The sequence below is a fragment of the Ruegeria sp. P10 genome (assembly GCF_056534925.1).
The window spans coordinates 157644-170223 of the sequence record NZ_JBQERJ010000001.1; the positions used below are offsets into that span (position 1 = coordinate 157644).

Consider the following 12580-nt stretch of genomic DNA (forward strand, 5'->3'; position numbering starts at 1 on the left):
GGGCCCGCCATGCGCGCAGCCGTAATCGTTTTCCCCGGATCAAACTGTGACCGAGACCTCGCGGTCGCCTTTGAGCAGGCTGGTTTTCAGGTCGACATGGTCTGGCACAAAGATGCGGCGCTGCCGGACGGTATTGATATCGTGGGCGTTCCGGGCGGGTTTTCTTACGGTGACTATCTGCGGTGCGGTGCAATCGCTGCGCAGTCGCCGATCTGCAAGGCCGTGGTCAACCACACTGAACGCGGCGGTTATGCGGTCGGGATCTGCAACGGATTTCAGGTTCTGACGGAAACAGGTATCCTGCCGGGGGCGCTGCTGCGCAATGCCGGGCTGAAATACATCTGCAAGACTGTGGGCCTGAAAGTCGAAACCAGCGACAGCGTGTTTACCGGTGGCTATAACGCAGGCGATGTGATCGGTATTCCGATCGCGCATCACGACGGCAACTATTTCGCGGATGACGCAACGCTGGCGGCGTTGAGAGATCAGGACAGGATCGCATTCACCTATACCGAGAACCCCAACGGCTCAGTCGGTGATATCGCGGGGATCCTTTCCGAAAACCGTCGTGTTCTGGGTATGATGCCGCATCCCGAGCGTGCGGCCGATCAAGGGCATGGCGGCACCGACGGGGCGGCGCTGTTCCGCGCATTGTCAGGTGTGTTTGAAGCGGCGTGACTTGAGGTCACGCGCGCCCGCGCGTAACGTCTGATCATGAACTCGGACGTGCGATCAGGCTGGTCAAAGCTGCTGAAACCGTTTCGCGGCGCCCCGTTGGGGTGGCGGCTGCGGCTGGCTGTTATTGTATTGATGGTGGCAACAATCGCAACGGTTTGGATCACCAACCGCTTGTTGACCGACAGGTTCACCGAATCCACCCGCAACCGGGCCGAGCTGCGCCTTGCGCTATATTCGGGCAATTTGCTGAGCGAACTGCGCCGCAACTCGATCGTGCCCCAGTTGCTGGCGCGGGACCCGACACTGATTTCGGCGCTGCAATCCAGAGACTATTCGTTATCGACGCAGCGTTTGATTTCGTTCGTTGAGGAAATCGGTGCGGCGTCGTTGATGCTGTTGGATGGTGACGGGCGAACGGTTGCGGCGACGGATCGGAACAGGCTGGGCGAGGCGCACAGGAATATTCCGTATTTTGTGGACGCGATCCGGTCAAATGCGACGATCTTTTCCGTTATTCCCAAGGAATCCGGCGGATACAGCTTTGTCTATTCGCGCCGACTTGAAAACAGTGCGGAAATACTGGGCGTGATCGTTGTCGAAGTTGATCTGCAAAAGTTTGAACAGGCATGGGCCGGTATTTCGGATGCGGTGATGGTCACTGACAGCACCGGAACCATCATTCTGTCCACCGAACCGCGCTGGCGGGGTCTGGATGAGGGGGCGGCCCTGCTGCGTCAACCGCCGCAAGGGGCGATCCAGCGGGCCATTCGCGCGACCACCGATTGGACCGCTTTGCCACCTGACGCCTACCTGCAAGGCGAGGCCGTGATGCGTCTGGAGACGCGCATCCCGTTCCGCGGCTGGCAAATGACATCTTTCACGACCTATGCCTCGATCCGCGAGAAAGTGAACAGCGTTCTGGCGCTCGAGATCATGGGCTTTGCGATTCTTCTGGCGCTGGCGTTCTACGCGCTGAGCCGAAGGGCGACGCTGCGCATGACCCTGTTTCAGCGCGAGTCGGCAGAGCTTCGCGCATTGAACGCCAGGCTACAGCGGGAAATCGCTGAACGCGAACGGGTTGAAAAGACGTTGGATTTGGCCGAACAGACCCTTGCCCAAAGCTCGAAACTTGCAGCTCTGGGTGAAATGTCAGCGGCGGTCAGTCACGAGCTGAATCAACCTCTGGCTGCAATGAAAACCTATTTGGCCGGCGCCCGTCTGCTGTTGCGTCGAAACCGGCCGGAAGAAGCGTTGGCAAGTTTCGGTCGCATCGATGGTCTGATCGAGCGGATGGGGGCGATTACGCGGCAGCTAAAATCTTACGCGCGCAAGGGGGCAGATGCGTTTTCACCTGTAAATCTTGGCGAAGCGCTGGCCTCGGCCTTGTCGATGATGGAACCGCAGTTGCGTCAGCGCTATGTGAAGATCACCCAGATCCTGCCGGAAGAACCGGTGGTGGTGATGGGGGACCGGATGCGGATCGAGCAGGTTATGGTCAACCTCTTGCGCAATGCGCTGGACGCCACCAAATCAGTGGCAGAGCCGGATGTGGAAATCATCCTGGCGGCGGGTGACACGGCTGTCCTGACGGTACGCGACAACGGGCATGGGATCGAGGATATCGAGAACCTGTTCGAGCCGTTTTATACCACCAAACAGCCCGGAGACGGGGTGGGCCTGGGGCTTGCCATCTCGTCGGGGATCGTGAACGACCATGGGGGACGGCTGACTGCGCGCAACGGCCAATACGGCGGCGCGGTGTTTGAAATGCAGTTGCCAGCACTGGGAAGCGACGGCCTTGAGGCCGCGGAATAACGAGGAATGACTATGGCACAGGCCATGAAAATCGCCATTGTGGATGACGAACAGGACATGCGCCAATCGATCAGCCAATGGCTTGCTTTGTCCGGGTATGACACGGAAACCTTTGCCAGCGCCGAGGACGCGCTCAAGGTTCTGGGGCCGGATTATCCGGGGATCGTGATCTCGGACATCAAGATGCCGGGAATGGATGGTATTCAGCTTCTGAAAAAGCTGATGGGGGCCGACAGCACCTTACCGGTGATCATGATCACCGGCCACGGTGATGTGCCGATGGCGGTTGAAGCGATGCGCGTTGGCGCGTTCGACTTCCTTGAAAAACCGTTCAACCCCGATCGGATGTCCGAACTGGCCAAACGCGCCAGCAATGCGCGCCGTCTGACTCTGGACAACCGCGCCTTGCGGCGCGAGCTGTCCGGCGGCACCCAGATCATGAACAAGCTGATCGGCGCCAGCCCGGTCATGGAGCGGCTGCGTGAGGATATTCTGGATCTCGGCCAGGCTGACGGCCATGTGTTGATCGACGGTGAAACCGGTACCGGGAAAACCCTTGTGGCTCACGCGCTTCATGCCGTTGGCAGCCGTGCTGGCAAGAAGTTTGTTCTGGTGTCCTGCGCCGCGCTTGAAGAGGATGCACTGGCCAAGCGCCTGTTTGGCCCGATGATGCCCGAAGATGCGCAACTGCCCGCCATCGAAGAGGCGCGTGGCGGCACGCTGGTTCTGGAAGATGTGGAAGCGTTGAGCGATACGTTGCAGGCCAAACTGCTGAGCGTGATGAACGAGCAGGGCACACCCGCAGAGACCCGGATTGTTGCCATCTCGAACTTGCAGGAGGCGGGGAAGACGTCGGAAGACGTGCTGCGCCCGGACCTGTTTTATCGCTTGGCGGCGCTGCGCATCACCATGCCGCCGTTGCGGCAGCGGGGCGAAGATATCCTGACCCTGTTCACCCGTCTCAGCGAGCAGTTTGCCGAAGAATACGGTTGCGATGCACCCCAGGTGAGCGCGCAGGAGGCTGCGCAATTGTTGCAGGCCCCTTGGCCCGGCAATGTGCGCCAGTTGATCAACATTGCCGAACGGGCGGTGCTGCAATCGCGCCGTGGCTCGGGCACCATCGCGTCTCTGTTGATGTCCGATCACGAAGAGATGCAGCCGGTGATGACCACCGAGGGCAAGCCGCTGAAGGAATATGTCGAAGCGTTCGAACGAATGCTGATTGATAATACGATGCGCAGGCACAAAGGCTCTATCGCGTCAGTCATGGACGAGCTTTGCCTTCCTCGCCGGACGCTGAACGAGAAGATGGCCAAATACGGCCTTCAGCGTTCGGACTATCTGTAAGCGATGCGATTTGGGGGCTCTGCCCCCGTCGCCTGTGGCGCCTCCCCCGGGATATTTTTGGCCAGATGAAGGGGGCGTCACCGCTGGTTTGGGCGCAGAATGCAGTTTGCCCATTGTCTTTTCCACAGGGTTGCTTTTATTGTGTCGGAACGGGCCGGGCGAATTTGACGCCTGCAAGTCCCGAATCTTTGAGTTTCGCTGCTGATCCGTTGGTGAGGGTCAAGACCTCGCGGTTCAGCAGACCGATTATGCCCATCAACGGGCAGTGGAGTACCTGAGCCCGGGATCACTGGGCGAAAGGAATAAATGGGCAGGCTGCGTTCAGACGCGCCTGTCGGAGAAGAACCGCGATGACGCGCGCGCAACGATTGAGAGAACGGGCAGGGGGCCACAGCGCCAGACCCTGCCGCGCGCCGTCTGATATCGCCCTGACAAGACACCTCCCCAAAAGCGCCTGTCCGCCTGGACAGGTCAGGACAACGCGTTTGGCGCGGTGCACCAAGGACAAATGGCTAAGAAAATGCTTATCGATGCCACCCACGCGGAGGAAACCCGCGTCGTGGTGGTTGACGGAAACAAGGTCGAGGAGTTCGATTTTGAATCCGAAAACAAACGCCAGCTTGCCGGCAACATCTATCTTGCAAAAGTAACGCGGGTTGAGCCGTCGCTTCAGGCGGCCTTTGTGGATTATGGCGGGAACCGGCATGGTTTCCTGGCATTCTCTGAAATTCACCCGGATTATTACCAGATCCCTGTCGCTGACCGTGAGGCGCTGATGGAGGAAGAGCGCGCCTATGCCGAGGCTATGAAGGCGCGCGATGAGGCTGAGGAGGCCAAATCCAAGAAGCGGCGGACCCGGTCTCGTGCGAAGGCTGCTGACGTGAAATCGGATGATCCGGTTGAAACGATGGAGGTTTCGACCGAACCAACCGGCATGGAAACCATCGATCTGGACGAGGGTGAAGAAGCAGATGTTGATGTTCCGGAAGGAACGTCGCCGATGGAAGTCGTCGCTGAAACTCCGGTAGAGGAGCCGGTTGACGATGACGCGGCGGCCACTGAAGGAGCAACCGAAACCGCTTCGGGTGAGGCTGCGCTGGACGACGTTGCCGAGGAAGCAACTGAACAGGCTGTCGAGGTCTCGGACGACGACGCGGAGGATCAGGCCGAAGAGGCGGTGGAGGCCGTTGAAGACGTTTTATCGGAAGGCGATGAAGCCCAATCCGAGCCCGAGCAAGCAGAAGAACCTGTCGAAGCTGCGGATGATGAACAAGACCCTGATGAGGACGTTGACGAAACCAAAGGTACAGACGCTGCATCAAAAGACGCATCGATTGAATCGGTTGCTGACGATGATGACAGCGAAGACATTCGTCCGCCGCGCAAACCGCGCCCGCGTCGTTACAAAATACAGGAAGTCATCAAAGTACGTCAGGTTCTGCTGGTGCAGGTTGTCAAGGAAGAGCGCGGAAACAAGGGTGCTGCGCTTACGACCTATCTTTCGCTGGCAGGACGGTATTGCGTTCTGATGCCCAATACCGCACGTGGTGGTGGCATCAGCCGCAAGATTACCAACGCGGCGGACCGGAAAAAGCTGAAAGAGATCGCAACGGATATCGATGTGCCAACCGGGGCGGGTTTGATCATTCGAACCGCCGGAGCCAAGCGAACCAAATCCGAGATCAAGCGCGACTATGAATACCTCCAGCGTTTGTGGGAGCAGATCCGGGCGCTGACACTGGAATCCATCGCGCCGGCAAAGATCTATGAAGAAGGTGATCTGATCAAACGGTCGATCCGAGATCTTTACAACCGTGATATCGACGAAGTCTTGGTCGAAGGTGAGGGCGGGTACCGCATCGCCAAGGACTTCATGAAGATGATCATGCCGTCGCACGCCAAGAACGTGAAACGGTACGAAGATGCGCTGCCTCTGTTCGCGCGCTATCAGGTGGAAAGCTATCTGGCCGGGATGTTCAATCCCACCGTACAGCTGAAATCCGGTGGCTATATCGTGATCGGCGTGACGGAAGCGCTGGTGGCGATCGACGTGAACTCGGGCCGGGCGACCAAGGAAGGCTCGATCGAGGAAACCGCACTCAAGACCAACCTTGAAGCTGCGGAAGAGGTTGCACGTCAGTTGCGCCTGCGCGACCTCGCAGGTCTGATTGTCATCGATTTCATCGATATGGACGAGCGCAAGAACAACGCTGCTGTCGAAAAGCGTCTGAAAGACAAGTTGAAAACCGACCGCGCCCGCATTCAGGTTGGTCGTATTTCGGGTTTTGGTCTGCTGGAGATGAGCCGTCAGCGTCTGCGCCCCGGTATGATCGAGGCGACCACACAGCCATGCCCGGCATGCCACGGCACCGGCCTGATCCGTTCGGACGACAACATGGCGCTGTCGATCCTGCGTCAGATCGAAGAGGAAGGCACCCGCCGCCGCTCGCGCGAGGTTCTGGTGCGCTGCCCGGTCAGTATCGCGAACTTCCTGATGAACCAGAAGCGCGAGCATATTGCCCAGATCGAGGCCCGGTATGGGCTTTCGGTGAGGATCGAAGGGGATATCCATTTGGTCAGCCCGGACTTCTCGATGGAGAAATTCAAGACGGCCAGCCGGATTGTTCCCGAGGCCACGGCGCCTGTTGTTTCTGTCGATGCGTCGCTGATGGATCTTGTCGATTCATCGGACGCGGAAGAGACCGAAGAGGAAATCGCTCAGACCGAAGAAGAGGCAAAGCCCAAGCGCAAGCGCCGTCGTCGTCGTCGCAAGAAAGGCGCGGGCAATGGGGATACGCCGGAGCAGACCGCAGAAGAGGGTGACGCGCCAGCACAAGAAGACGCAGAGAGCGATACGCCTGACGTCGAAAGTGCTGAGCCGGCTGAAGCTGAGGCTTCGGAGGAAGAAAAACCGGCAAAGCCCAAGCGCAAACGCGCTCCGCGCCGTCGCAAGAAAGATGCGGTGGCCGAAGAAGTTGCGGATCAGCCTGAAGAGCCATCCGCCACGACGGCGGACGCCGTGACGGAAGAGCCGGCAGCCGAGGAAACCGGCGAGAGCATCGCGGGCGAAAGCGCAGAGGTCGTAGCGGAACAAGTTGAGGTGGCCGCTGAACCAGCCGAAGCACAGGCTGACGCTCCGCCGTCGGAAGAGCAACCTGCAAACGGTGTGGATGCGGCACAAGCGGTTGAAGAAGCGGATGAGGGTGAAAAGCCTTCTGAGGAAGCTGTAGAAGCCGCTGACGTTTCAGAAACCGACGATCCTGCCGAAGACGGGCCAGCGGAAACAACGCCCGAGCCGGTGCTTGAAAGCGTGGCGGAAGAGCCTGAACCTGTACCCGCCAAACCCAAACGTCGCGGTTGGTGGTCGCTGGGAAGTTAACGAGAAAGGCGGGCTGATCGGCCCGCCTTTTTTGACCTGCAACGAAGGTCAGCCGGATTTTTTGATCAGATAGATCTGATGTGCGCCGTCAGTGTTCTGGGAAAGCAGTGTATGCCCGGCCTCAGCACAAAAATGCGGAACATCCACGATGGCCGCAGGATCATCGGCCAGCACCCGCAGAACGGCACCCTCGGGCATGGATTTCAATCGTTTGCGGGCTTTCAGGACGGGCAAGGGGCACAACAGGCCCAAAGCGTCCAGGGTATCTGTAATCTCTGACATGATTTTCGGGATAGGGCGAAGTTGTAATATTGTCCAGATTCCGAGCACGAGGATGTGACTGTTTGGCCCCGTGACGGATTGCTCTTCATCACATATGTGCAGAAACATGTTCGGAATCGAAATCATAGACGCGGGACTGCTGCCCGCCATGTTGGTCGCGCTTCTGGGTGGCCTGATCAGCTTTCTGTCGCCTTGCGTATTGCCAATCGTACCGCCTTATCTGGCGTATATGAGCGGCGTTACCATACATGAGATGCAGGACGAGGCCCGTGCGCGGCGCAAGGCGACCCTGTCGGCGCTGTTCTTTGTCATGGGCCTGTCGACCGTGTTTCTGCTGCTTGGCTTTACCGCATCGGCCTTTGGCGCGTTTGTGCTGCAAAATCAGGTTCTGTTCGCCAAGCTATCCGGTGCCGTTGTCATCGTCTTTGGCCTTCACTTTCTGAATGTTTTCCGGATTCCTTTTCTGGATCGCGAAGCACGGATTGAAACCGGTGATTCCGGTGGGTCGGTCTTTGGCGCTTACATCCTTGGCCTGGCTTTCGCATTTGGCTGGACCCCCTGCATTGGTCCTCAACTGGGTGCGATCCTGTCACTGGCGGCGAACGAAGCGTCGGTCGCGCGTGGCACGTTTCTGCTGGGGGTCTACGCTGCGGGTTTGGGTATTCCGTTCTTGTTGGCAGCCATGTTCCTGAATCGCTCCATGACCGTGATGAACCGGATCAAACCGTATATGGGCACGATCGAAAAGATCATGGGCGGGCTGTTGCTGTTTGTGGGCATCATGCTGATAACCGGGCTTTTCACCCGTTTCAGCTGGTGGTTGCTGGAGACTTTTCCGGCGCTGGCAAATTTCGGGTGATCAACTGACCCTCTTACCTTGGCTGCAAGCCTGCGTTAACCTGCGCATCAGAAGGTAAGGGCATGAGCAGTCACACAAATCAGCCGCAGGTGCGCAGACGTCGGGTGTTCTATATACCCGGCTATGATCCGATGCCGCCCCGGCGATATCGCGAGCTGTATCGCAGTGAATCGCAGAATCAGGCCCGGATCTCGGGGTACGAGATCGCCATATCCCCAAAGGCCACGGACGGGCGTTTTGGGTGGCGTGTGACCTCGGAACAAGATGGCCTGAATGTTGATACGGAATTCGAGGTTCTGGTCTGGTCCGACATCGTGCGCGACAGCATGTCGGCCTCGATCCCGGCGACCTATTGGCAATTGGCCCGCACGGCGTGGATTTACATGTCAACCGGTACGTTGTGGCGTCTGATGCGATTGCGCAAGGGCCCGGTGATCGCCGCGTTGTATCCTGTGGCGATGTTGGTGTCTCAGCTGCTGATCGCGCTTGCGTTGGCATGGGCGTGCATAGCCATGGCAAGTTGGTGGGGGATATTCCCCGGAGCGGCCATCGCCGTCGCGTTGCTGCTGTGGTTTCGCAAGGTCGATAACCGGTTGTTTGCGTATTACCTTATGCATGATTACGCCTATTCAGCGCAGTTGAGCGGGCAAATGCCGGTCGAGCTGCGGGACAGGTTGTCTTCGTTTAGTGAAGCGATCCAAGAGGCGCTGAATTCCGATGTGGATGAAGTGCTGGTCGTTGGCCACAGCTCGGGCGCGCATCTGGGGGTGTCTGTTCTGGCCGAGCTGATCCGAAAAACGAAAGTGCACGAGCAGGGCGCGGTGCTGTCGTTTCTCAGTCTGGGACAGGTGGTTCCCATGGTCTCGTTTCTGCCCCAGGCACACGATTTGCGGTCCGATCTGCATTTCCTGTCCACACGGTCCGAGCTCAGCTGGATCGATGTCTCGGCCCCCGGTGATGGCTGCGCCTTTGCGCTTTGCGATCCGGTTGCGGTCACAGGGGTGGCCGATGCTGATAAACGCTGGCCGCTGGTCCTGTCAGCGGCTTTTTCGCAAACCTTGTCTCCGGAACGCTGGAAGGCTTTGCGATGGCGGTTTTTTCGCCTTCATTTTCAGTATCTTTGCGCCTTCGACAAGCCGGAAAGTTATGATTATTTCCGGATAACGGCTGGCCCGTTGACGTTGGGGCAAAGGTTTGCGGATCGTGAGGCTTCGCGCAGCCGCATCGAGACGCCTGTCTCCAAGTTCACCTCGGTACACCCATGACCATGACCCCGCCCAAGCCAGACCCGCGCCCCGAGAAAGTTTCGTTGCTGCGCTATGTGAAACTGTTCAGACATGACCTGCTGTCGGCCCAGCCAGCCCGGCTGTATCGAGCATGGATGGCAGAATTCAAAACCCCGTTCTTCCGGTCGTTTCTGATCAATCAACCGGAACTGGTTCAAACGGTCCTCAAGAAACGGGCTGACGATTTCCCCAAGTCCGGCAGGATCGGCGAAGGCCTGCGCCCGTTGCTTGGCAATTCGGTGTTTCTGACCAATGGCGAGGTCTGGAAACGACAGCGGCGGATTATCGATCCGGCGTTCGAAGGCGGGCGTCTGAAGGATACATTCCCGGCCATGCTGGCCGCCGCCGAGGCGTGTGTGAAACGGCTGCGGCCTCATGTCGGAGGGGAGCTCGAATTCGAAGAGCAGACAAGCCATGCGGCAGCGGATGTGATATTTCGCACCCTGTTTTCCGTTCCAATCGGCAACGCTATCGCCAGCCAGGTGTTCGAAAAGTTCCGGACCTATCAACGCGCGCAACCTTTGCTGAATCTGGCGGCTTTTGTTCCCTTGCCAAAGTGGCTGCCCCGGTTTCATTCCGGGGCGACCAAACAAAACGCGCGGGATATCAGGGCGCTGATTGCCGAACTGACCAGAACACGCGCAAAGGCCATCAAGGACGGAACGGCACCTGATGATCTTGCGACCAAGATCATGACGACGGCTGATCCCGAAACCGGGCAATTCTTCGACCCCGAGGAAATGGTTGATCAGGTGGCGATCTTTTTTCTTGCCGGGCATGAAACCAGCGCGTCAGCCTTGGCCTGGACGCTGTACCTGATGGCCCTTTACCCGGAATGGCAGCAGAAGGTTGCAGAGGAGGCCGCCGTTCTGGATGATCCTTCATTTGCCTCTGTTTCAAAACTTCGGATCAGCCGGGATGTGTTCCGTGAAGCGCTGCGCCTTTATCCTCCGGTGCCCATGATGGTCCGCGAGACCACGTGCCCCGAACGGTTCCGTAACCGGGATGTTCCGGTTGGCGCGCAGATCGTGATCAGCCCGTGGCATTTGCACCGTCAGGCGCGTTTGTGGGACGATCCGGACGGTTTTGATCCCAGCCGTTGGGGCACGGAAAACGGCAAGCGGTGCCAGCGCGACGCTTACATCCCGTTCTCAGCAGGCCCCCGAGTGTGCACCGGGGCAGGGTTTGCAATGGTCGAAGGGCCGCTGATCCTGTCAATGCTCTTGCGCCGCTACCGGTTCGAAACAATCCCGGGAAAAACACCCGTTCCGGTCGCTCACCTGACGGTTCGATCCAAAGATGGTATATGGTTACGCCTGTTTGAGCGCTAACAACCTACCATCGGTTCACGCCCTGTTGTATGCGGGGAAGAACATCGGAATCATCATTGAACGGGAAAACAATATGTCCAAAGCAGAACAGCGCGCGCAGATGATCAACGGCACGGGCTTTATCGCGGCACTGGATCAAAGCGGCGGATCAACCCCGAAAGCGCTTGCGCTTTATGGTGTCGAGGCATCCGACTACAGCTCGGAGGAAGAGATGTTCGGTGAAATCCAGAAGATGCGTGCCCGCATCATTCTGGCCGACGATTTCACAAAGGACAAAGTGATTGGCGCAATCCTGTTCGAACGTACCCTGGGCGAAGAGATCGAAGGCTGCAAGGTTGCCGATTATCTGTGGTCGGTCAAAGGTATCGTGCCTTTCCTGAAGATCGACAAAGGCTTGGAAGAACAGGCAAATGGCGTTCAGATGATGAAACCGATCCCCGGTCTGGCCGAGACCCTGGCCAAGGCCGATGGTGTGTTCGGCACCAAGGAACGCTCGGTCATTCACGAAGCGAATGCCGATGGCATCGCGGCGGTGGTTGCCCAACAGTTCGACGTCGCCCGCGAAGTCACCGATGCCGGTATGGTTCCGATCGTGGAACCCGAAGTGAACATCCATTCGGAAACCAAGGCCGAGGCGGAAGACATTCTGAAGGCTGAAATTCTCAAAAACCTCGATCAACTGGCCGAAGGCCAGGAAGTGATGCTGAAGCTGACGATCCCGACACAGGCAAACCTGTATGATGCGCTGGCTGACCACCCGCGGGTCTTGCGCGTTGTGGCCCTGTCCGGCGGTTATTCGACGGAAGAAGCCTGCGACCTGTTGAGCCGAAACGGCAAGATGATCGCATCCTTCTCGCGGGCTTTGACCGAAGGTCTGTCGAAGCAGCAGTCAGATGCCGAATTCAACGCGGCTCTGGGTGGCAACATCGACAAGATTTACAAAGCCTCGGTCTGATCCGTCAGGCAGGTTTGATGAAAGAGCGGCGCATCTGTGCCGCTTTTTTTCTGACGATGCAGCCCTCGGCATGATCATTGACCAGCCCCATGGCCTGCATGAACGCAAACACGGTTGTAGGGCCAACAAACTTCCATCCCCGTTTCTTGAGATCTTTCGACATGGCCACGGATTCGGGTGATGTGGATGCTGTTTGCGGGGGCGGGGGTGTTTCAGCCTCATAACGCCAGACATAAGCCGCCAGAGATCCTTCGGCGGCCACAAGGTCCTGCGCGCAACGCGCATTGTTGATCACCGCTTCAATTTTGCCGCGATGACGGATGATCCCGGCGTCCTGTAGCAGGCGTTCCACATCGGCATCAGAAAACACGGCCATCTTGTTGAAATCAAATCCGCAGAAGGCTTTCCTGAAGTTTTCGCGCTTGTTCAGGATTGTCCGCCAGCTGAGACCTGACTGAAAGCTTTCGAGGCACAGTTTTTCAAACAACCGTTGGTCATCGTCGACAGGGTAACCCCATTCATTGTCGTGATATTCAAAGAATTCGGGCGCGGCCTGACACCATGCGCATCTTTGCTGCCCATCCGGCCCGGTAATGGTGTCGCTCATGGTTGTACCCTTTTTGTTCCAGCTCACGTTACACGTCGAGT

Annotated in this window: 10 protein-coding genes; 8 read left to right on the plus strand and 2 right to left on the minus strand. The window is 58.1% G+C overall.

The window, feature by feature from the left end:
• Positions 1–9 precede the first annotated feature (9 nt).
• The 4 genes from purQ to ACR0FB_RS00775 all read left to right on the plus strand — a co-directional run bounded on the left by purQ (position 10) and on the right by ACR0FB_RS00775 (position 7219).
• On the plus strand, positions 10–678 hold the full coding sequence (purQ, locus tag ACR0FB_RS00760; RefSeq protein WP_152457897.1) for a phosphoribosylformylglycinamidine synthase subunit PurQ: 669 nt from the start codon (positions 10–12) through the stop codon (positions 676–678).
• Positions 679–810: 132 nt separating this feature from the next.
• Positions 811–2493: a sensor histidine kinase gene (locus ACR0FB_RS00765; RefSeq protein WP_480619994.1), complete on the plus strand. Its 1683-nt coding sequence runs from the start codon at positions 811–813 to the stop codon at positions 2491–2493.
• A gap of 12 nt (positions 2494–2505) precedes the next feature.
• Positions 2506–3840 (plus strand): sigma-54-dependent transcriptional regulator, encoded by a 1335-nt coding sequence (locus ACR0FB_RS00770; RefSeq protein ID WP_050603452.1) that lies wholly within the window; start codon positions 2506–2508, stop codon positions 3838–3840.
• A 508-nt stretch (positions 3841–4348) separates the two neighbouring features.
• Positions 4349–7219, plus strand: a complete 2871-nt coding sequence (locus ACR0FB_RS00775; RefSeq protein ID WP_480619316.1) for an Rne/Rng family ribonuclease — start codon at positions 4349–4351, stop codon at positions 7217–7219.
• A gap of 48 nt (positions 7220–7267) precedes the next feature.
• On the opposite strand, the gene ACR0FB_RS00780 is transcribed toward ACR0FB_RS00775, so the two are convergent.
• The gene (locus ACR0FB_RS00780; protein WP_171632649.1) at positions 7268–7501 is read right to left on the minus strand and encodes a sulfurtransferase TusA family protein; all 234 of its coding nucleotides are present in this window, start codon (positions 7499–7501) and stop codon (positions 7268–7270) included.
• 106 nt (positions 7502–7607) lie between these two features.
• Between ACR0FB_RS00780 and ACR0FB_RS00785 the strand changes: the two genes are divergently transcribed.
• The 4 genes from ACR0FB_RS00785 (at position 7608) to ACR0FB_RS00800 (ending at position 11932) form a co-directional block, all read left to right on the plus strand.
• Complete coding sequence (locus ACR0FB_RS00785; protein WP_171723327.1) at positions 7608–8360, plus strand: cytochrome c biogenesis CcdA family protein; 753 nt, start codon at positions 7608–7610, stop codon at positions 8358–8360.
• Positions 8361–8422: 62 nt separating this feature from the next.
• Positions 8423–9625, plus strand: a complete 1203-nt coding sequence (locus tag ACR0FB_RS00790) for a hypothetical protein (protein ID WP_480619318.1) — start codon at positions 8423–8425, stop codon at positions 9623–9625.
• Between the two features lie 2 nt (positions 9626–9627).
• On the plus strand, positions 9628–10977 hold the full coding sequence (locus ACR0FB_RS00795) for a cytochrome P450 (RefSeq protein ID WP_480619996.1): 1350 nt from the start codon (positions 9628–9630) through the stop codon (positions 10975–10977).
• Between the two features lie 73 nt (positions 10978–11050).
• The gene (locus ACR0FB_RS00800; RefSeq protein ID WP_480619320.1) at positions 11051–11932 is read left to right on the plus strand and encodes a fructose bisphosphate aldolase; all 882 of its coding nucleotides are present in this window, start codon (positions 11051–11053) and stop codon (positions 11930–11932) included.
• Positions 11933–11936: 4 nt separating this feature from the next.
• On the opposite strand, the gene ACR0FB_RS00805 is transcribed toward ACR0FB_RS00800, so the two are convergent.
• Positions 11937–12539: a DNA-3-methyladenine glycosylase I gene (locus ACR0FB_RS00805; RefSeq protein WP_480619322.1), complete on the minus strand. Its 603-nt coding sequence runs from the start codon at positions 12537–12539 to the stop codon at positions 11937–11939.
• Positions 12540–12580: the final 41 nt, after the last annotated feature.